Here is a 21,371-nt window from a genome sequence, read left to right as displayed (position 1 = left end):
CATGCTTCTCTCGGTCGGAACCGATTGAAGGACGAAGACATGCAGCCATTCAAAGTGAAGCGATTACAGGCCCTTCTCCTTCATGATCTGGCCGGCGTTCTCCTTCGTCACCTTCATCGTGTCGAGCGTCACGGTCTTTTCGACCTTTTCGCCGTTCAGGAACTTGATCGCCTGACGGAGTCCCTCGGCACCGGGTGTCGCATAGAGGAAGGTCGCGGTGAGTTCGCCATTATTGACCCAGGTCACGCCTTCACCCGGCAGGGCGTCGATGCCGATGAACTTGATGTCCTTCTCGCGGCCTGCGTCCTTGGCCGCCAGATAGGCGCCATAGGCCATCGGATCGTTGTGGCCGTAGACGAGATCGATCTTCTCGTTGTTGCGAAGCGCCGTCGCCATGATGTTATAGGCCTGGTCCTGCTTCCAATCGCCGGACTGCTGGTCGAGCAGGTTCTTGATGCCCGGCTCCTTGTCGGTGAATTCGTGGAAGCCGTCGTGCCTGTCGTGCGCCGGCTGCGTGCCCATGCCGCCCCAGATCTCGACAACATTGCCGTGGGCCTTGCCCTTGCCGCCGAGAAGCTCGACCGCATATTCGCCCGCCGCCCGGCCGATCAGCTTGTTGTCGCCTCCGACGAACTGGGTGTACTGGTCGGTCTCGACGTTGCGGTCGAGAACGAAGACGGGGATCTTTGCGTCGATCGCCTGCTGGACGACGCCTGTCAGGCCGGCCGACTCCTTCGGCGAAATGAGCAACGCATTGACTTCCTGACGGATCAGGTTCTCGACGTCGGCGACCTGCTTCTCCGTCTTGTCCTCGCCATCCGTGATGATGAGCTCGACTTCCGGATGTTTCGCGGCTTCGGCGATGATGTCCTTGTTGAACTGCGCGCGCCACGGCTCGATGGTCGTCGCCTGGCTGAAGCCGATGCGCCACTTCTTGTCCTGGGCAATTGCATCCTTGCCCGGCAAGAGCGCGGTGGTGGCCGCGAGAACAGCCGCAAAGGCCGCCAGTCTCATGATGTCACGACGTTTCATTCTTCCTTTCCTCCCACGGTTAGAGACAAGGTCTCTCTTGACGGCCGCTCCTCCGCGGCCGTTTCCCTTTGCGCCGGGCGGCGGCTTGTCAGCCGCAAATGGGCAAGCACATCGAAGGCATTGCGCTCCTGGACGAGCACCGTGCCGATGATGATCACGCCTTTCAGCACCAGCTGAAGATTAGAGTTGATGTTGTGGAGCTGCAGGATATTGGAGAGCAGCCCGAAGATCAGAACCCCGCAGAACGTGCCGGCGAGACTTCCGCGCCCGCCCATGAGGCTCGTGCCGCCGATCACCACAGCCGCAATCGCGTCGAGCTCCAGCCCCGCGCCGGCGTCCGGCTTGCCTTGACGATACTGTGCCACATAGAGAACCGCGGCGACGCCGGCGAGCAGCCCTGAGATCGCGTAGGTGACAATCTTTACCCGCCCGGCATTGATGCCGGAGAGCCGCGCCGCCTCCTCGTTCCCCCCGATCGCGTAGACGTAGCGGCCGAAGGGCGTGAAGCGCAGAACGACGCTGTAAAGGATGATCGCGGCGATGAAGAAGATGCCGGGCATCGGTACGATGCCGAAGACGAGCTGGCGAAGTACGTCGAAATCCGCGGTGGCGTTGCTGCCGGTGTAAACGGGCAGAACCGCATTGTTCTGACCGGCCGTCAGCCGGGCGATGCCAAGTGCCGTCACCATCATCGCCAGGGTGACGATGAACGGCTGCAGCCTGCCGACAACGATGATCACGCCATTGATCGCCCCGAAGAGCAGGCCGACGGCGGGCGCGACCAGGAGAACCCCCAGGACGCCGAACTTCGTCTGCACCTGCGGCAGCAGGAAGCTTAAGACAAGGGCGCATAGGATGACGCCGCCGACCGCGGGCAGGAGCGTGCCACGCATCCGGTCGAGTTGGACGTCTCTGATATTGGCAACGCCGCTTCGCGTTTTTTCGATATTGATAAAAATGAAGCGAACGGCGACCGCACCGATAAGAAGCGACGCCAATCCGACAGCCGGAAACCCTAAGAAAACAGCAGGCGTTTCGCCGGGCACGGTCAGAAGCATGGCGCAAATGACGCTGCAGATCGCCATCATCGAGCCGACGGAGAGATCGATCCCGCCGGTAAGAATGACGGCCGTCATGCCGGTGGCGACAAGTCCCGTCGTCGAAACTTGCCGCAGCACGTCGAGAAGGTTGCCGGAGGAAAGAAAGATGTTTCTCCCCGACGAGGTCACCGGCGACGAGAGAACGCCGATCAGGAAGATGGCGATCAGGCCCCAATAGAGTTTCGTCTGGGATAAAAGTCTCAAGAACGTCATGCAACGGCCCTTCCAAGCGCACCGCCCCGCGGCGCGGCGAGCTGCATAATTCGCTCCTCGCTCGCCTCCTCCCGGGGAATAAGCCCCGTCTGGCGACCTTCGGCCATCACCAGGATACGGTCTGCAAGATGCAGCAGCTCCGGCAGTTCTGAGCTCACCACCACGATCGCCAGCCCCTCCCCCGCGAGCGCGAAGATAAGGTCGTAGATTTCGCGTTTCGCGCCGACGTCGATGCCGCGTGTCGGCTCGTCGAGCAAAAGCACCCGCGGCCCGGTGGCAAGCCACTTGCCGATCACCACCTTCTGCTGATTGCCGCCCGACAGCGTCCCGGCGACCTGGTCGATGCTGCCGCAACGCACGCCGAGCGTCTGGACGGCCTTCCTGCTCAGCGAACTCTCGGCATCGAAGGACCGCAAACCGAAACGCGCCAGCCGACCGACCAGCGGCAAGGCCACGTTGTCGGTGATTGAATCATGGAGATGCAGCCCTTGGGTTTTCCGGTCTTCCGTCACCAGCGCGATGCCGAGGCGGCGGGCATCGAGCGGTGAGCGGATGTCGACCGGAGTGCCATCGAGGCTGATCTCGCCGCCGCGCCGGCCATTGCTTGAACCGAAGATCGTTTCCAGGATCTCGGTACGCCCTGCCCCAAGCAGCCCGCCGATGCCGAGGATTTCGCCCGCGCTGACGTCGAAGCTCACGCTCTTCAATACGTCGCGCCAGCCATGCCGACTGGAGGTTGAAAGCGAAAGGCCACGCACCGACAACACGGGGTCGCCTTGTGTCGATCGGTCGAGCCTCTGGGCATCGAGCAGGCTGCGCCCGACCATGGCGGCGATGACCGTCTCTTCATCGAGGTCGGCCCTCGGCCGGGTCCAGACATGGCGGCCATCGCGAAAGACGGTGATGCGGTCGCTCAAGTGCATCACCTCGTCGATTCGATGGGAAATATAGATGATGCCGACGCCATCGGCAGCGAGCTGGCGCATGATCTTGAAAAGCCGCTCGCACTCGCCGGGTGAAAGCGCCGAGGTCGGTTCGTCCATGATGAGAATGCGCGCCTCAAGCGAGAGTGCCTTGGCGATCTCAACAAGCTGCTGCTCACCGACCCTCAGCTGACCCACGCGCGCCTCGGGATCGAGTTCGATGCCGAGACGGCGCAGCAGCACGCGCGACGCATCGAGGCTTGCCTTGCGATCGACGAAGAGGCCGGCGATCACACGTTCGCGGCCGAGAAAGATGTTGTCGGCGACGCGGAGCTCCGGAACAAGATTCAGCTCCTGATGGATGATGGCGATCCCGGCCGCCTCGGCGTCCCTGACTGTCGAGAAGCGCACCGGCGTGCCATCGACGCGCACGAGACCGTCATAATCAGGATAAACGCCAGAAATGATCTTCATCAGCGTCGATTTGCCGGCGCCGTTTTCGCCCATGAGGGCATGGATCTCGCCGGCGCGCAGATCGAAGCGCACATCCTTGAGCGCCGCGACACCCCCGAAGGATTTGGAAACGCCTTCAGCCGTCAGGACGGCACGCTCAGCGCCGCTGTGCGGATCAGAATGAGGCGAGATCGCATTATCATCGCGCATGACATTGGCGGCCTCCCCACCACCGATATCCGACGATCATTTTCGTATGTTTTCTGCAGCGTATTCTAAACGTTTCGAGCGTGTCAAGCGGCTAGAAATCCCGCCGCAGCGCACCTATTGCACAAATTCGCCGGCTCACATAAGGTTTTTCCCAGCCGCATTTCGAAACGTTTTGATCAACGATGCAACGCCGCCGTTCACGAAAATCCACCGCACCCACGATGCTCGACGTGGCGAAGGCCGCGAGCGTCTCCGTGGCGACGGTCTCTGCGGTTATAAACGGGTCTGCTCCCGTCAGCCCCGAACTGCGCAGCCGCATAGAAGAGGCGATCCAGGTCATCGGCTACAAGCGCAACGCGATCGCCCGCAGTCTCAAGCTCGGCACCACGCGCACGGTCGGGCTGATGGTGGCCGACATCACGAACCCATTCTTCACCGACGTCGTGGCAGTGATCCAGGACGTTCTCCATCGCGCCGGCTATGCGGTCATGCTCTGCTGCAACGACGAGGACGTCGAGATGCAGGATGAACAGATCGAGCTCTTGATCGATCGCAGCGTGGACGGCCTGATCATCGCGCCCGCGGGAGACGACGAGACCCTGAAGCGCATTATTGCCGGCGCCAATCTGCCGACCGTCTTGATCGACAGGCTCTTGGACGGAATCGACACCGATGCCGTCGTGCTCGACAACCGCCGTGCGGTTCACGATGCGACCCTCTACATGATCGGCCTCGGCCATCGCCGCATCGGCTATATTTCAGGCTCGCTCGAGACATCGACGGGTCGAGAGCGACTTGCCGGCTATAAGGCCGCATTGGAAGCGGCCGATCTGCCCTACGAGGAAGACCTCGTGCGGATCGGCAATTTCCGAGAGAAAGACGCCTACAAGGCGACGATGCAGCTGCTCACGAGCGCCGAAAGACCGAGCGCGATCTTTTCCGCTAATAACCTGATGGTCATCGGCGTGATGAAGGCGATCCGCGATATCGGTCTTAAGTGCCCGGAAGACGTCTCCGTCGCAAGCTTCGACGATTTCCCCTGGGCCGACGTTTTCCAGCCGCATCTGACGACGATCGCCCAGCCGGTTCAGGCGATCGGTGAGCAGGCAGCGCAACTCATCCTCGACCGTCTTTCAGGCAAGAGCCCGGAGACACCGCGCCGGCTCGTGCTGCAGGGACGCCTGATGATCCGCGAGTCCTGCCGGCCAATCAGCCTTACGCCGCGCGCGATCGCGTAGTGCGTGTCACCCAAAGGCGCAGCGGTTTGCGTGACACCACAGGCCCAAGAACCAGAGACATAAAGTGCATTCGCGTTGACGCGACGCGCTTCACCGCTATCAATCCTCATGCAGCGCACGGGCGATTGGCGGGCCGACGCTAAAGTCGCGGAAGTTTGCCTCGAAGCCTGCGCGTTCCGGAGAGCAGGCCATGACGCCGATCTCCGCATCCGCCGCCGAAAACGGGCAAAGCCGCGCCATCTGCCAGGGCGCATCGCCAAAGCGGAACTGCACCCGCACCGCGTCGCCATGGCGCGTCAGCCGCACCTCGACCGCGTCGGATGGCGTGGCCTCATGGAGAGGGATGACCGACCAGTCCGAAACGCCGCGTGTAACGACGACACTGAAATGCATCAGCCCGTCGGTGTATTCGATGCCGCACTTGATCCAGTTCTCCTCGTCGAGCCGCAACATCAGCCCGGCCTGGTCGTAGAGTTGCTCGTATGCGCCCGTGATCGTGGCGGATGCGGTGAAATCGCCGGAAACCGGTCGGAGATAGGCGTGGCCGCTGTCGCGAACGAACCCGTAGAAGGTCTCGCGCCAGAAATCCGTATTGCCGTCCGTCTTGAGCGACAGCGCCTGTTCGTCGCCTTGCCAGCTTGCCGGCTCGTTCAACCAGCGATGGTTTTCTCCCATCTCTGCCCTCCCCTCCCTCAATGTTCAGCGCGTGCTTACCGCGTTGGCTTCAACGTCATATTGCGGGTTCGCCCTATAAGCCATAGCGTAGGCACATGGCGACGTCGAAGCTACAGGTCTATCGCACGAAAAGGGACTTTTCGAAAACGTCGGAGCCGCCCGGCAGGCTTGCCGGCGAGAGCGGCAACCGCTTTGTCGTCCACAAGCATCATGCGACGGCCGACCACTACGACCTAAGGCTGCAGGTGGGGGACGTGCTCAAAAGCTGGGCCGTCCCGAAGGGGCCATCGCTCAATCCGGCGGACAAGCGGCTCGCGGTCGAGACGGAGGATCACCCGCTGGAATACATCGACTTCGAGGGTGTCATCCCCGAGGGCGAGTATGGCGGCGGCCAGATGATCGTCTGGGACACGGGCGTGTGGGCACCGATGGACGACATCGAGAAGAGCTTGCGGACGGGCGCCTTCAAGTTCCGCCTTGCCGGCGAAAAACTCAATGGTGGCTGGATGCTGGCGCGCCTGCAACCAAAGCCGGGCGAGGAAGACCAGCGCAACTGGCTCCTGTTCAAGGAACGCGACCTGGCGGCCGACACGACTGTCGACATCCTCGCAGCGCGCCCCGAGAGCGTCAAATCCGGACGGCGGATCGAAGAACTGGTCGAGAAGCCGAAACCACCGGCGAAGCCCGCCAAGCCGCTCAAGCTCAATCCCGGCGCACTACCGGGCGCCGTGAAAGGTACAGCGCCCGCCCGCATCGAACCGCAGCTCGCGACGCCTGCTGACAGGCCGCCAGGTGGCGGTGCCACCGAGAGTGGTGACTGGTTGCATGAGATCAAGTTCGACGGCTACCGAACGATGGCACACATCTCCGACGGTGACGTACGTCTCATCACCCGTGGCGGCCTCGACTGGACGAGGCGCTACGGCGACCTGCCAGAAGCCTTTCGCCGGCTGCCATGTCGCGAGGCCATTATCGACGGCGAAATCATCGTCCCCGACGAGAAAGGAATCAGCCGCTTCGCGCTTTTACAGGAGGCGCTGTCAAGTGGCGCAGGCAACAAGCTTGTCTTTTATGCTTTCGATCTTCTGCATCTCGACGGCTGGAATCTCCTGGCCGTTCCGCTCGAAAAGCGCAAGGCACTGCTGGCGCAATTGCTGTCCGCGCATGTATCGGCGCGCTCGGCCATTCAGTTCAGCGACCATGTCCCAGGCGACGGGCGGGCGCTTTACGACCGGGTCTCGGAATTGGGGCTTGAAGGCATCGTCTCCAAGCGCGCCTCGGCATCATACCAGAGCGGACGGTCGAAAACCTGGACCAAGACCAAGGCCTTGCAGCCGGACGACTTCGTGATCGCCGGATACACCACCTCCGAGGCGGCAGAGGGCCTTGCCGCGCTTGCGCTCGGCGAATGGGTCGAGGGCGAACTGCAATATCGCGGCAAGGTCGGAACCGGCTTCGACGCGCAGACGGCGCAAGAATTGCTCGCGCGATTGGAGCCGCTTCGCGCCGGTGCGGCAAAGCTCGAGGGCGCGCCAAAGGAGATCGTCTGGGTCCGGCCGGTGCTGTGGGCGCATATCCATTATGGCAACCGCACGGCCGACAATGTGCTCCGCCATGCCGTATTCAAGGGGCTTCGCGAAATCGAACTGTCGACGCCCGCCGCGCCGCAGCGAAAGCGGCTGATTTCCGATGCCGATCTCGCCAGCATTTCGATCACCAATCCGACGCGTCGCCTGTTCGGCAAGTCCGGCCCCACCAAGCTCGACATCGCCGTCTACTATGCGCTCGTCGGCGATTTCATGCTGCCGCACATCCTCAACCGCCCGGTCTCGCTGGTACGCTGCCCGACGGGAAGAGCACAGGATTGCTTCTTCCAGCGCCATCCTTTCACCGGCATGCCTTCCTCGGTCGAAACCTTTCAATCGACCAACTCGGAAGGCGAGACGAAATCCTACCTTTCGGTGGGAGAGGCCAAGGGATATCTCGCGCTTGCGCAGTTCGGCGTCGTCGAATTTCACACCTGGGGGACCGTTTGCGAGCGGCTTGAAAAGGCCGACCGCGTCGTCTTCGACCTCGACCCCGGTGAAGGCATCACCTGGCGCGAGGTGGTCGAGGCTGCCGTCCATGTGCGCGGCGAGCTGGAAGCGCTCGATCTTGTTCCCTTCGTCAAGACATCGGGCGGCAGGGGCGTGCACGTGGTCGTGCCGATCGTGCCGAAACTCAACTGGAAAAAGGTGCATCAGGCAACAAGCGCGATTGCCACCCGTCTCGCCGCGACCGCGCCCGAGGTCTTCACGACCACGATGGGCAAAGAAAACCGCATTAAGCGGATCTTCATCGACTTCCATCGCAACGCGCGCGGCCACACGGCAGCCGCCCCCTACTCGCTTCGCGCGAGGACGAATCTGCCGGCCTCAACCCCGGTAAGCTGGAGCGATCTTGAATCTATCGACGCTCCGGAGGATTTGAACTATTCTTCGCTGCCTGGCCTCCTGGTCACGTCCGGCGATCCATGGGCGGAAATAGATGCTTTCGCCAGGGATCTGCCGCTGTTGTCCGAGGCGGGGAAGTAGTTTCGTGTTGCCGCGCAGGAGACGATCATGGCGCCCAGGGCAAGTTGGAAAGGTTATCTCAGGCTTAGTCTCGTAAGTTGTCCCGTCAGGCTTTACCCAGCCACCAGTTCAAGTGAACGCATCACCTTCAACCAGCTTCACAAGAAGACCCACAACCGGATCAACATGAAGCCGGTGGATCCGGAGCTCGGGCTGGTCGAGCGGTCCGATCTGGTGAAGGGCTACGAGTACGAGGACAAGAAATACATCATCATCGAGGATGCCGATCTCGAAAGCGTCAAGATCGAATCCAACCACACGATGAACATCGAGGCGTTCGTCGACGAAGGATCGGTGGACGTCATCTACCAGGATGCGCCCTATTATCTTGCACCGGACGGCGCGATGGCGGAGGAAACCTTCATCGTGTTGCGCGAAGCGTTGCGAAAGTCCGGCAAGCTGGCGATCGCGCGCCTCGTGCTTTCCAGCCGCGAACGGGTGATTACCATTGGTCCGCGTGAGACCGGCATGTTCGTCTGCACGCTCCGGAACCCGAACGAGGTGCGCGGCACCGCGGAGTATTTCGGCAATATTCCGGTCGGAAACCCTGACCCTGAAATGCTGCAGCTTGCCGAAGCGCTCATCGAGCAGAAGCTCACGACCTTCGATCCCAAGAATTACGAGGATCGCTACGAGATCGCGCTGATGCAGATGATCCGCGAGAAGCTCAAGGGCCACAAGCCGATCATTGCGGCGGCGCCCGAGCGCGGCAACGTCATCAATCTCATGGATGCTCTGAAGGCGAGCCTTTCTCAATCGAAACCGCCCGCCAAGAGCAAGCCCAAGGCCGAGCCGGCGGCCAAGCGAACGGCGAAGCCAGCAACGACCAGCGGCAAGCCGGCGGCCAAGAAAAAAGTCTGATGGCGGTTGCAGGGCAGACATTCGGCATCGTCGGCGCACTTGCCGCGTTCCCCCGCCGATTGGCGGCGCGCGAGGTCGAACGGCAGTTCGGCCACCTGAGGCGCGGCATCACACGCCAGACATCGCACCTCGTCTTCGGCCGCAGCCTGCTTTCAAAGGCGGGCGAGGCGGAGATCGAAGCCCGGTTTGACTCCGAGATACGCCAAAACAGACGTCCTCTTAGCGAGAACGGCTTTCTTAGGCTGCTGGGACTGATGACCGCACCTGAAGCCTCGGCCTTGACGCGGCAGTCGCTGCTCGATCAATCGCGGCTTGCGGCACGCACCTTCGACCTACTTTCGCTGTTCGACGCCTTCGAGCATGACAGCGAACCCTATTCCTTCCGCGACCTGATCCTCGCCCGGAAATATGCCGGCCTGGTCGAGAGCGGCGCCAGCTGGAGTGCGATCGCACGGTCAGTGCACCGCTCGGGATCCGTGGCGGCGCTCACCGCGCTCTCGCTCCATCACGAAGGAGCGGACACGATCTACGCTCGCCGCGCCGAGGGCCTCAGCGAACTCGACGGCCAGTTATTGTTCGATCTTGGAACGTCCAGCGATGCGGAGCTTGAGGACCTCTTCGTTCGGGCGGAAGTCGCCGAGGAAGAAGGGCTCTATGACGAAGCAGCCGCACTCTATCAGCGCTGTCTCGCCATCGATCCGACGGACTCCGTCGCCGCCTTCAACCGCGCGAACTGCCTGAAAGCAGCGGGCCGACAGGTGGAAGCGGCACATGATTACATACGCGCGCTCAAGCTTGACGCGAGCTTCGTCGAGGCCTGGTTCAACCTTGCCGGGCTCATGAGCGAACGCGGGCGGATCGATGCTGCGCGCCGATATCTGCAAAAAGCCATCGAATTCGACGGCGACTATGCCGACGCTGTCTTCAACCTGGCGAAACTCGAATTCGACGCGGACAATCTCGCCAAGGCGCGACGCTGGTGGAGGCGTTATCTCGAGCTCGACAAGGATTCCGAGTGGGCACGGGCTGCCGAACGCGGCGTGCAGTTCGTCGACCTCCATCTCCTTCCAAGGACGGCTGGCTGAAATGGGCGAAAAATTCCTGTTCGACGGACCGGACGACGCCGCAGTCACCATTCTGCTGGCGCACGGCGCAGGCGCACCGATGGATTCGACCTCGATGACCGCGACCGCGAAGGCCCTTGCCGACGCCGGCTTTCGCGTCGCCCGTTTTGAGTTCGCTTACATGGCGGCTCGTCGGACCTCGGAAGGCCGCAAGCCCCCGCCGCGGGCCGAGACGCTGAAGCCCGAATACGAAGCCGCCGTCGCCGCGCTCGGCGCGACCGGCCCGCTCGTCATCGGCGGCAAGTCGATGGGAGGGCGCGTTGCCAGCATGATTGCCGACGACCTTCACTCGAGCGGAAAAATCGCCGGGCTGCTTTGCCTCGGCTACCCGTTTCATCCACCGGCCAAGCCGGAGCAGCTTCGCACGAAGCATCTCGCCGACCTGAAGACGCCGACATTGATCTGCCAGGGAACACGCGACGAGTTCGGCACCCGCGAGGACGTCGCCGGCTATACGCTCTCCGAGGCGATCGAAATTTTGTGGCTCGAGGATGGCGACCACGACCTCAAACCGCGCAAGAGCGTATCGGGCTTTTCCGCTGCCGACCATCTGAAGACGGTGTCCGAAGCAGTTGCCGCCTGGATCGGCCGGCTGGTGCGCTGAGCGCATGAAGATCGCGACCTTCAACATCAATGGCGTCAACCGTCGGCTCGAAGTCCTGCTCGACTGGCTCGCCACGGCCGAACCAGACGTCGTCTGCTTGCAGGAACTCAAGGCGACGGACAGCCAATTCCCGAAGACTGCAATCGAGGCGGCCGGCTATGGTGCCGTCTGGCGCGGACAGGCGGCCTGGAACGGCGTTGCGATCCTGGCGCGCGACAGCGAGCCGATCCTGACCCGGGCCGAGTTGCCCGGTGATCCGGCTGACACGCAAAGCCGGTACATCGAAGCGGCGGTAAACGGCATTCTGATCGCCTCGCTCTACGCCCCCAACGGCAATCCGCAGCCCGGACCGAAATTCGGCTACAAACTGGCTTGGCACGAACTCCTGAGATTGCATGCTGCCGAACTGCTGGCGACCGGTCTGCCGGTGGTGCTTGCCGGCGACTACAACGTGGTGCCCGAGCCGCGCGACATCTACCCGACCCGCTCCTACGACGACAACGCCCTCGTCCAACCCGAAAGCCGCGCCGCCTTCCGGCGCCTTCTCGACCAGGGCTGGCTGGACGCCCTCCGCAAGATTTATCCGGAGGAACAGCTCTTCACGTTCTGGGACTACCGCCGGAACCGCTGGCAGCGCGACGCCGGACTGCGTCTCGACCATGTTCTCTTGAGCCGGAAGCTCACACGCCGACTGAATGGTGCAGGTATCGACCGAGACGTTCGCGGCGTCGATGGCGCAAGCGACCACGCACCCGTGTGGATCACGCTGCGGGATTAAAACGCGTCGCGTTCAAACGAGTTCATGCAAGACGCTACATCTTTGTTTTGTTTGGCGATGCGTGCTCAATCGTGCAGGATAGCGACGACCGGACATGACCAACGGCAGGGAGGCGACCAATGACGAAGGCGAATGTGGGTTTCATCGGGCTCGGGCTGATGGGTCAGGGCATGGCGACGAACATCGTGAAGAAGGGCTGGCCGCTTGCGGTTATGGCGCATCGCAATCGGGCGCCGGTCGAGGCGCTCCTCGCCGAGGGCGCGACGGAAGTCAAAACGCCGCGCGAGATGGCGGAGCGATGCGACATCATCGTCCTTTGCGTCACCGGCTCCCCAGAGGTGCTGTCGATCGTCGAAGGCGCGGACGGTATCACAGCCGCGGACAAGCCGCTCACCATCGTCGACTGCTCCACCTCCGATCCCTCCGTCACAACGAAACTCGCCGAGGATCTGGCCCGAAAAGGCATCACGCTCCTCGACGCGCCGCTCAGCCGCACGCCGGCCGATGCCGCCGCCGGCACGCTCGATGTCATGGTCGGCGGCGCTGACGACGATGTCCAGCGTGTCTGGCCGGTGCTCGAATGCTTCGCCGGCCGCATCGTCCATACCGGCCCGACCGGCACCGGCCACACGATGAAGCTCCTCAACAACTTCCTGGCGATGGGCTACGCCGCGCTCTATTCCGAGGCTTTGATGCTCGGCAAGAAGGCCGGCCTCACCCCAAATGTCTTCGACAGCGTCATCCGCGGCGGGCGGATGGATTGCCCGTTCTACCAGACCTTCTTCCGCTGGGTGCTGGAACGCGACCCGAATGCGCACAAATTCGCCATCCGCAACGCCTTCAAGGACATGAGCTATCTCGCGGCCTTCGCCAATGCGTCGGGCGCCGCCAATCCGATTGGCGCGGCTGTCCGCAATTCCTTCGCGCAGGCCGTCGGTACCGGCCACGGCGAAGACTATGTCCCGATGCTCTCTGATTTCATCGCCGAAGCGAATGGGATCAAGTGAACCCAAGGAGAATTGATTGAGGAGGCCGAACGATTACCCGCTAGGCCCGCTGGCTCCCGTTGCGCTGACGACTACCAGAAAACTCCGTAGAAGGTGACATACCCTATCACCAGGAGCGAAACTACGAGTGACGATCGCACCATGAAGTCAACAAGCCTGAACTGATATCCGAAACGTCCGATATGCGATTTCATCATTTCTCTCCCTTTTCTTTTTTGCTTTGCGACCGGCAGCCGCTGGCCCTGCTACGAGGCCGGGGCATCGCCTATTCTGCGCCGCCAGGTTCCCGTTCCTGTTCGCGGCAAAACTCGTGAGCGGCGGTCAACAGCGCCTCTTCATCCAATGGCCCGCGGCGGAACTCGCTCATGAGGAATTGCGCCAGCCGTTGAATTTGTTGGCCCTGCCGCGATATTCCGTACCTGGCGCAGATCGCTTCAAATACGCGCCGGAGCACCTCAATTTCAGCCTTGCTCAGTGCAGCCACGATATCATCGGGGAACCCGCGCATAAGAACCTCCTTTCACCTCTCGGATATTTCTGGCGCCGCTGGAGCGCTTAGCTCTTTCTGTTCAGAACAAGAGCGCGGCGCGATCGCCGTCGGCCGCAGATTTCCTTCACATTCTCATGCCGATGAGATGTCACAGCAGCCTGCTGTGCTTGAAGGATCGATGATGGGTGCGTTTGGCGGGGCTAGAGCTTCGGGCGAAGCAAAAAAGCCAAGCTAGCCTAAGAACGATTTTTAACTTCTACCTGACAATCGCTGACTTACCAAGCTATTTTAGGTCGATAAGCCATTTACTAAAAAAATAAGCTGCGAGCGTGCGTTGATTTTCTACCTATAGGCACAATAAAAAATCGCAAACGTAGCGCAACACGCGAGATCAATATATAAAATATATTTTTCTGCAAACATTGCGGATTGGTTGTTTACATTAAATGTTTTATAGCGCAGGATCAAAAATCTGGATTGCCATTGGCTCATGGTCCGAGCGCGGGCCCGCAACGATCCCGATAATCAACCTGATTAGAGGGAATGAAATCATGACATTCGATCAAATCCTTGAACGGACAAAACCCTATGCGATTGGTTTTGTCGTAGGGGCCTTTGCCGCGCCGATCATCGCTTTCAATGCTGGATGGGTCACGACAACCAGTGCCAGCACAATTGCGGCGGAGACGGCCAGAGTGGATGCGTTGACAGGCGTCTGCTCAAGTGCCGCGGGACGAATGGCTACCGCCAGCAGCACGGACCTTGCAGCTTTGAAAGGCTATGACAATCGTGCGAAGCGCGATGAGCTCGTGGCGTTGATATTGGCCGATATTCAAGTTCCTGCGGACATCGTCAGCAAGGTCGGAACGAGCTGCAGCCGCACATTGTCCTGAGATCGCAAACATCTAGCCGCTACTGCATTCCTTAAATCGGAGTCGATTCAAGGACGACCGCATGCAGCGAAGCAAAATGTCGCAGCTTTGTGCGCCTGATGAGACGCACAACGCTGGCGTTGTCGCGTCATGAGGCAGGTCTGCGGTCCTCGCGATTGAGATTCAAGGCTGGCCGCCCTCGTCTCGGCGGGGCGCCGACCACCCCGGTGCTTCTCCGTTTCAGCAAGCAAGGCATCAGGATCGCTCAATCCTTCTTGAAACCTGCCGACGAGGAAATCGGCTGTTGTTTTAAGGCTCTCCTGCTGTCGGGTCACGATGAAACCTTACTGCAAAGTTGGGTGAAAACTCAGCTCAATGGATTTCATCGCTTAGCAGATCGCTGTCCCACCTTTTCAGACCTCTTATTTGGGGTCCGATAATGCTGCTTCACTTCACAGGAGGCACGCATGTCCGCCGGCGCCGACATACCCCCAAACGAAACCTCACGACCATTGCAGCCGCGCGGCACGATCCTCCTTGGACCGCGAATTTTCGGCGCACTGGTCATTTTGTCCTATGTCTGGAGGCTATCTTAGTTCGACTGATTCATATAATCCCCGTTGCTGCTGAGGCGCGATCAGGAATGTTTCAGCTGCCTTAGAGTGAAAGCTCATCTCCAATACGCCGCAGCATTGAACAACAAGAAAGCAATTCACGGGAATGAACTCAGCGACTGCCTTCGGGCCTGCAAACCACCACGGCGAGAAAGCCTGGCTCAAAATCCTTGCGAATTATCGCCAACCCCGTGCCGGTCGAAGTTCATTCGAACTCGCCATTACGGTCATTCCCTTCGCAATGCTGTGGGCTTGCTCCTGGGCGGCTGTTCACTACGGCTTCTGGTTTGGGCTGGTCCTGATCGTCCCCGCAGCCGGGTTCTTGCTTCGCCTGTTCATGATTCAGCATGATTGCGGACACGGTTCGTTTTTTGCCCGCCGCCGCCTCGACGATTGGATAGGACGGTTGATTGGCATTTTGACACTTACTCCCTATGACTATTGGCGGCGTGCGCATGCGGAGCATCATGCATCCGCCGGAAACCTGAACGAGCGCGGTGTCGGCGATATTTCAACGCTGACGGTGTCTGAATACAACGCGCTATCGCGATGGGGACGTCTAGGTTACCGTCTGTACCGGCATCCGCTTGTGATGTTTGGCATTGGTCCAGCATGGCTCTTCCTGTTTAAGCAGCGCCTGCCCTTCGGCATGATGCGCTCCGGAGCCTTGCCATGGGTTTCGACGATGATGACCAATGTGGCGGTCACGATATTGGCAGCCCTGCTGATATGGGCTGTTGGATTGGTCCCGTTTTTGCTGGTCCACCTGTCGATCGTTCTGTTGGCCGGCGCCGCAGGTGTCTGGCTCTTTTACGTTCAGCATCAATTTGAAGAAACGCACTGGTCAAAGCCGCCGCAATGGCAGTTTGCCCATGCTGCTATTCACGGCGCATCGCACTATGATTTGCCGCCGATTTTGCGGTGGATAACCGGGAACATCGGTATTCATCACGTCCATCACCTATCCAGCAGGGTGCCCTACTACCGTCTTCCGGAAGTCCTGCGCGATCATCCAGAGCTGGGCGAAATCGGTCGCATTTCCATCATGGACAGTTTTCGGTGCGTGAAGCTTGTTCTGTGGGATGAAGAGACCGGGCGGCTTGTGTCGTTCGCTGAGGCTGCCCGGTGACGAACCTGACATCACCCCCTCCAAGTCCCGGCCTACAACCGCAAACGGGCGATCGCCATCCTCGGAGCGCCAATGTTGTCGAAGCTCAGTCCGGCGGTCGCGTTAAGCGACCAAAGGCATAGGCCGCGACGCATCTGACACACGGCGTTGCATTCGGCAGAAAGTCGACCGGCCCGGTCAGAGCGGCGACTGCGGCGGCTTGGGAGACGGGGCTCGGGTTGGTGGTGCTCTGTGAACAGCATGGTCGCCATCGACTTGATGCCGTTACTTGACTAGCAATCCCAGCCGGCCTGTCATGACAGAATTCCATCATTAGCAAAATGCAATCTTGCAGAAATGCAAGCCGGCTGCACGCCTATCGCTTTGACTGCCGCCTCCCAAGTGATGAATGTGGCTCCAGGCCTGAAATGGAATAAATGTTCCGATCAGGCGAAAGTCATTCCAAACATTCCTGGAGGATACGCCCAAATGACCGCCATTCCCTTCGCCCTCAATCACATGACCGCGCCCGGCCTGCCGCTTGATGCATTCTTCGCGCTCGCCAAGTCGCTTGGAATATCCGCGGTCGAAATTCGCAACGATCTTTCCGGCAACGCGATCCTCGACGGCACCCGCCCGGATGCTGTGAGGGCGCTTGCTGAAAAGCACGGGCTGACGATCCTCTCGATCAACGCGCTGCAACGCTTCAACGAATGGAACGACGAGCGCGACGCGGAAGCACGCGCGCTTGTCTCCTATGCGCGTGATTGCGGCGCCAAGGCCCTGGTGCTGGTGCCGGTCAATGATGGCAGCGGCCAGAAGGACGGCGAGCGCCAGGCAAACCTCAGGACCGCGCTGAAAGCCTTGAAGCCATTGCTGGAAACGGCAGGCGTTACCGGGCTCGTCGAGCCGCTCGGCTTCGAGATCTGCTCTCTGCGCTCCAAGACCGAAGCCGTCGAGGCGATCCGGGAGGTCGGCGGCGAGGCGACATTCCGTCTCGTCCACGACACCTTCCATCACCATCTTGCCGGCGAGAACGCCTTTTTCCCGGATATGACCGGGCTCGTGCATATTTCCGGCGTCAGTGACAAGGCGGTGACGGTCGCCGATATGCGCGATCCGCATCGCGTTCTCGTCGACGCGGAGGACCGGCTGGACAATGCCGGCCAGATCCGGCGCCTCACCGGTCAGGGATACAAGGGCCCGTTTTCCTTCGAGCCCTTCGCGCCGTCGGTGCACGACCTCGCCGATCCAGCAAAGGCTCTCCGCGAAAGCATGGCTTACCTGCAAGCCAAGGCCTGATCATTCACTAAACACCGAAAATGGCTCGGGCGCCTCAAGACAGACTTGACGGCGCCGAGATAAAATGGAATACATATTCCGTAATCGCAATTTGCTGGTTCGTTTATTCCGTTTTGACCGGACGCGCAGCGGGAGTGCGGCTTCCGGTTTGGAATGGGTGCGGCCACGAAGGTCGCACTTCCGGCAGGAGAAGGTGTCGCCGGGCACCGAATGTGGAGGAGAAAGAAATGAAGAAATTTGTGCTGGGCGCTGCAATGGCCGTCATGATGTCGACGGCTGCGCATGCCGAGACCATCGGCGTGTCGATGGCGCTGTTCGACGACAACTTCCTGACAGTTCTGCGCAACGGCATGTCCGACTATGCGAAGACGCTCAATGGCGTCGAACTGCAGATCGAAGACGCGCAGAACGACGTCGCGAAGCAGCAGAGCCAGATCCAGAACTTCATCGCAGCCGGCGTCGATGCCATCATCGTCAACCCGGTCGACACCGATGCGACCGCCGCCATGTCGAAGATCGCCGCCGATGCCGGTATTCCGCTGGTCTATGTCAACCGCGAGCCCGTCAACGTCGACACCCTTCCTGAGAAGCAGGCCTTCGTGGCCTCGAACGAGCTGGAATCCGGCACGCTGGAAACCCAGGAGATCTGCAAGTTGCTTGGCGGCAAGGGCAAGGCTGTCGTCATGATGGGCGAGCTTTCGAACCAGGCTGCCCGCATGCGCACGAAGGACGTGCATGACGTGCTTGCCACCGAACAGTGCAAGGGCATCGAGATCGTCGAAGAGCAGACGGCCAACTGGTCGCGCACCCAGGGCGCCGACCTCGTAACCAACTGGCTCTCCGCCGGCCTCGAGTTCGATGCCGTCATTTCGAACAACGACGAAATGGCCATCGGCGCCATCCAGGCACTGAAGGCTGCCGGCCGTTCGATGGACTCGGTCGTCATCGGCGGCGTCGATGCCACCCAGGATGCGCTCGCCGCCATGGCGGCCGGCGACCTCGACGTGACCGTATTCCAGAACGCCGCCGGCCAGGGCCAGGGCTCGGTCGACGCCGCACTCAAGCTCGCCAAGGGTGAGCCGGTCGAAAAGAAGGTCTACATCCCCTTCGAACTCGTGACGAAGGAAAACCTGGACAAATACCAGGCGAAGAACTGATCGTTCGCATTGGGGGCGCGGCAAGAGCCGCGCTCCCTCCTGAAATCAGTCCCCGCACCAAGCCCTGACGGTTGGGCTCAATGAGAAGGCGTATTCGCCCGCCGCGGGAATTTTCGGCCCGAGCCGGAAACTGGGGAGGCTATGAGAATGACGCTCAGTCCCACAACCATGGCAGCCGTGCGTGCGAGTGGCGCCATACCGAATGCGGAGTATCTTCTTTCCGCGGAAGGCATACGCAAGGAATTCCCGGGCGTCGTGGCGCTCGATGACGTCGAGTTCAAGCTGAAGCGCGGCACCGTGCATGCGCTCATGGGCGAGAACGGCGCCGGCAAGTCGACGCTCATGAAGATCCTCGCCGGCATCTACCATCCGGACAGGGGCGAAGTGAAGCTCCGCGGCGTCGACATCCAGTTGAAGTCGCCGCTCGATGCGCTCGAAAACGGCATCGCCATGATCCATCAGGAACTGAACCTGATGCCGTTCATGACGGTCGCGGAAAATATCTGGATCCGCCGCGAACCGAAGAACCGGTTCGGCTTCGTCGATCACGGCGAAATGCGCCGCATGACCGCCAAGCTGTTCGAGCGGCTGAAGATCAATCTCGACCCGGAGATCGAAGTCCGTCACCTCTCCGTCGCTAACCGTCAGATGGTCGAAATCGCCAAGGCGGTTTCCTACGAATCTGACGTCCTGATCATGGACGAGCCGACATCGGCGCTGACCGAGCGCGAGGTTGCGCACCTCTTCGAGATCATCCGCGACCTCAGATCGCAAGGCATCGGCATTGTTTACATCACCCACAAGATGAACGAGCTCTTCGAGATCGCCGACGAATTCTCGGTGTTTCGCGACGGCAAATATATCGGCACGCACGCCTCCAGCAATGTCACCCGCGACGACATTATCCGCATGATGGTCGGCCGTGAGATCACCCAGATGTTCCCGAAGGAGGAGGTGCCGATCGGCGACGTCGTGCTGTCGGTCAAGAATCTGACGCTCACCGGCGTCTTTCACGACGTGTCCTTCGATGTGCGCGCCGGCGAAATCCTCGGCGTTGCGGGCCTCGTCGGTTCCGGCCGCTCGAACGTCGCCGAGGCCCTCTTCGGCGTCACACCGGCAAGCTCGGGGACGATTGCGATCGATGGCAGCGAGGTCGCGATCGACAATCCCAACACGGCAATCCGTCATCGCATGGCGTTCCTGACAGAGGACCGCAAGGACACCGGCTGCCTGCTCATCCTCGACATTCTCGAGAACATGCAGATCGCGGTGCTGCAGGACAAATTCGTCAAGCGCGGCTTCGTCAGCGAGAAGGCGATCACTGCGGCTTGCGAGGAGATGAGCCGCAAGCTGCGCGTCAAGACGCCAAACCTGCAGGAGCGCATCGAAAACCTGTCGGGAGGCAATCAGCAGAAGGTGCTGATCGGCCGCTGGCTGCTCACCAATCCACGCATTCTCATCCTTGATGAGCCGACACGCGGCATCGATGTCGGCGCCAAGGCGGAAATCCACCGTCTTGTCACCGAACTCGCCCGCAACGGCGTCGCGGTCATCATGATCTCGTCGGAAATGCCCGAAGTGCTCGGCATGAGCGACCGGATCATGGTGATGCATGAAGGCCGCGTCACCGGCTTCCTCGACCGAGCCGAAGCGACCCAGATCAAGGTCATGGAACTTGCCGCGCGCTAGACGCGCGCAATGCCGACTGCAGGGAGGACAGAAAATGGATACCAATGTCGCCGCACATGGCACGAGCACGACCCTTGTCGGGTCAAGGCGGCGCGTGCCGCCCGAATTCAACATCTTCCTGGTGTTGCTGGGGATTGCCCTTGTCTACGAAATTCTCGGCTGGATCTTCGTCGGCCAGAGCTTCCTGATGAATTCCCAGCGACTGACGATCATGATCCTGCAGGTCTCGGTGATCGGCATCATCGCCGTCGGCGTGACGCAGGTGATCATCACCGGCGGCATCGACCTGTCATCGGGATCGGTCGTCGGCATGACGGCGATGATTTCGGCGAGCGTCGCGCAAGCATCCACCTGGCCACGTGCACTTTATCCGTCGCTCACAGACCTTCCGGCAATCGTGCCGATCGGCCTCGGCGTCGGCATCGGCCTTGTCGCCGGCTATATCAACGGGCAGCTGATCGCCAAGACCAAGATCCCCCCCTTCATCGCCACGCTCGGCATGATGGTCTCGGCGCGCGGCGTCTCCAAGTGGTACACCAAGGGTCAGCCCGTATCCGGTCTCACCGACCAGTTCAACTTCATCGGCACGGGCATCTGGCCGGTTATCGTCTTCCTCGTCGTCGCGCTGATATTCCACATCGCGCTGCGCTACACCCGCTACGGCAAGTTCACCTATGCGATCGGCGCCAATGTGCAGGCTGCGCGCGTATCCGGCATCAATGTCGAGGCGCATCTGATCAAGGTCTATGCAATCGCCGGCATGCTGGCGGGCCTGGCAGGCGTCGTCACCGCAGCACGCGCCCAGACAGCACAGGCCGGCATGGGCGTCATGTATGAACTCGACGCCATTGCTGCGACAGTCATCGGCGGCACGTCGCTGACCGGCGGCGTGGGCCGCGTCACCGGGACCGTCATCGGCACGGTGATCCTCGGCGTCATGACCTCCGGTTTCACGTTCCTCAGGGTCGACGCCTACTACCAGGAAATCGTCAAGGGCGTGATCATCGTCGCCGCCGTCGTTGTCGACGTCTATCGCCAGAAGGGCCGAAAGAAAACCTAAGCTTCAGAAAAGAAGACTGATCCTCCCAGAGAAGTGACTGGCCGGAATGGCGAAAGCCGTTCCGGCTCTTTTCTTTGCTTGTACTGCTAAAGCTCAGCGATTATTCGTGCATCGACGCATGCTTGCCCTGCAAGGCAGCCCCGTAGACTCCGCTCTGGCAAAGGCGCCGTCGATACACTAGAGAGCTAGCATCCAAAACCATTGGAGATTTATGATGTTGTCGCAGCGCAAGCTTGCGAGCCAGTTCCA

The 21,371-nt window shown here is 60.8% G+C and carries 18 protein-coding genes; 13 read left to right on the top strand and 5 right to left on the bottom strand.

Annotated elements, in window-relative coordinates; all coding sequences use genetic code 11:
- Positions 1-63: 63 nt before the first annotated feature.
- Genes PZN02_RS28995 through PZN02_RS28985 form a run of 3 tightly spaced genes read right to left on the bottom strand, consistent with a single transcriptional unit; the run spans position 64 to position 3,931 of the window.
- Positions 64-1,032: a substrate-binding domain-containing protein gene (locus PZN02_RS28995; protein ID WP_280662388.1), complete on the bottom strand. Its 969-nt coding sequence runs from the start codon at positions 1,030-1,032 to the stop codon at positions 64-66.
- Positions 1,029-2,345 (bottom strand): ABC transporter permease, encoded by a 1,317-nt coding sequence (locus PZN02_RS28990; RefSeq protein ID WP_280662387.1) that lies wholly within the window; start codon positions 2,343-2,345, stop codon positions 1,029-1,031. Before PZN02_RS28990 ends, PZN02_RS28995 begins: the two co-directional genes overlap by 4 nt.
- Positions 2,342-3,931, bottom strand: a complete 1,590-nt coding sequence (locus PZN02_RS28985) for a sugar ABC transporter ATP-binding protein (protein ID WP_280662386.1) — start codon at positions 3,929-3,931, stop codon at positions 2,342-2,344. Before PZN02_RS28985 ends, PZN02_RS28990 begins: the two co-directional genes overlap by 4 nt.
- Before the next feature lie 221 nt (positions 3,932-4,152).
- On the opposite strand from PZN02_RS28985, the gene PZN02_RS28980 reads away from it, so the two are divergent.
- Positions 4,153-5,169 (top strand): LacI family DNA-binding transcriptional regulator, encoded by a 1,017-nt coding sequence (locus PZN02_RS28980; protein WP_280663312.1) that lies wholly within the window; start codon positions 4,153-4,155, stop codon positions 5,167-5,169.
- Between the two features lie 99 nt (positions 5,170-5,268).
- Here PZN02_RS28980 and PZN02_RS28975 read toward each other — a convergent pair whose 3' ends face one another.
- Positions 5,269-5,844 carry a DUF1349 domain-containing protein gene (locus tag PZN02_RS28975; RefSeq protein WP_280662385.1) on the bottom strand — a complete coding sequence of 192 codons (576 nt, stop codon included), beginning with the start codon at positions 5,842-5,844 and terminating at the stop codon, positions 5,269-5,271.
- Positions 5,845-5,939: 95 nt separating this feature from the next.
- Here PZN02_RS28975 and ligD point away from each other — a divergent pair, with 95 nt between their 5' ends.
- From ligD to PZN02_RS28945, 6 genes are all read left to right on the top strand, one after another.
- Positions 5,940-8,417, top strand: a complete 2,478-nt coding sequence (ligD, locus tag PZN02_RS28970; RefSeq protein WP_280662384.1) for a DNA ligase D — start codon at positions 5,940-5,942, stop codon at positions 8,415-8,417.
- 27 nt (positions 8,418-8,444) lie between these two features.
- Positions 8,445-9,317 carry a non-homologous end joining protein Ku gene (gene ku, locus PZN02_RS28965; protein ID WP_280662383.1) on the top strand — a complete coding sequence of 291 codons (873 nt, stop codon included), beginning with the start codon at positions 8,445-8,447 and terminating at the stop codon, positions 9,315-9,317.
- The gene (locus PZN02_RS28960) at positions 9,317-10,402 is read left to right on the top strand and encodes a tetratricopeptide repeat protein (RefSeq protein ID WP_280662382.1); all 1,086 of its coding nucleotides are present in this window, start codon (positions 9,317-9,319) and stop codon (positions 10,400-10,402) included. Before ku ends, PZN02_RS28960 begins: the two co-directional genes overlap by 1 nt.
- Before the next feature lies 1 nt (position 10,403).
- Positions 10,404-11,045 carry an alpha/beta hydrolase family protein gene (locus PZN02_RS28955; protein ID WP_280662381.1) on the top strand — a complete coding sequence of 214 codons (642 nt, stop codon included), beginning with the start codon at positions 10,404-10,406 and terminating at the stop codon, positions 11,043-11,045.
- A gap of 4 nt (positions 11,046-11,049) precedes the next feature.
- Positions 11,050-11,823 (top strand): exodeoxyribonuclease III, encoded by a 774-nt coding sequence (gene xth / locus PZN02_RS28950; protein ID WP_280662380.1) that lies wholly within the window; start codon positions 11,050-11,052, stop codon positions 11,821-11,823.
- 119 nt (positions 11,824-11,942) lie between these two features.
- Complete coding sequence (locus tag PZN02_RS28945) at positions 11,943-12,830, top strand: NAD(P)-dependent oxidoreductase (RefSeq protein WP_280662379.1); 888 nt, start codon at positions 11,943-11,945, stop codon at positions 12,828-12,830.
- Positions 12,831-13,095: 265 nt separating this feature from the next.
- Here PZN02_RS28945 and PZN02_RS28940 read toward each other — a convergent pair whose 3' ends face one another.
- Positions 13,096-13,338: a hypothetical protein gene (locus PZN02_RS28940; protein WP_280662378.1), complete on the bottom strand. Its 243-nt coding sequence runs from the start codon at positions 13,336-13,338 to the stop codon at positions 13,096-13,098.
- A 533-nt stretch (positions 13,339-13,871) separates the two neighbouring features.
- Between PZN02_RS28940 and PZN02_RS28935 the strand changes: the two genes are divergently transcribed.
- The 6 genes from PZN02_RS28935 (at position 13,872) to PZN02_RS28910 (ending at position 21,122) form a co-directional block, all read left to right on the top strand.
- On the top strand, positions 13,872-14,213 hold the full coding sequence (locus tag PZN02_RS28935) for a hypothetical protein (RefSeq protein WP_280662377.1): 342 nt from the start codon (positions 13,872-13,874) through the stop codon (positions 14,211-14,213).
- Between the two features lie 699 nt (positions 14,214-14,912).
- Positions 14,913-15,935, top strand: coding sequence for a fatty acid desaturase (locus PZN02_RS28930; RefSeq protein ID WP_280662376.1), 1,023 nt, complete (start codon positions 14,913-14,915; stop codon positions 15,933-15,935).
- Positions 15,936-16,403: 468 nt separating this feature from the next.
- Entirely contained in the window at positions 16,404-17,216 is an 813-nt protein-coding gene (locus tag PZN02_RS28925; RefSeq protein WP_280662375.1) for a TIM barrel protein, read from the top strand.
- Between the two features lie 227 nt (positions 17,217-17,443).
- Positions 17,444-18,373, top strand: coding sequence for a sugar ABC transporter substrate-binding protein (locus PZN02_RS28920; protein WP_280662374.1), 930 nt, complete (start codon positions 17,444-17,446; stop codon positions 18,371-18,373).
- A 147-nt stretch (positions 18,374-18,520) separates the two neighbouring features.
- Complete coding sequence (locus PZN02_RS28915) at positions 18,521-20,062, top strand: sugar ABC transporter ATP-binding protein (protein ID WP_280662373.1); 1,542 nt, start codon at positions 18,521-18,523, stop codon at positions 20,060-20,062.
- 34 nt (positions 20,063-20,096) lie between these two features.
- The gene (locus PZN02_RS28910) at positions 20,097-21,122 is read left to right on the top strand and encodes an ABC transporter permease (RefSeq protein WP_280662372.1); all 1,026 of its coding nucleotides are present in this window, start codon (positions 20,097-20,099) and stop codon (positions 21,120-21,122) included.
- Positions 21,123-21,371 lie beyond the last annotated feature (249 nt).

Source organism: Sinorhizobium garamanticum, assembly GCF_029892065.1.
GTDB lineage: Bacteria > Pseudomonadota > Alphaproteobacteria > Rhizobiales > Rhizobiaceae > Sinorhizobium > Sinorhizobium garamanticum.
This window is presented reverse-complemented; position numbering and strand designations above follow the sequence as displayed.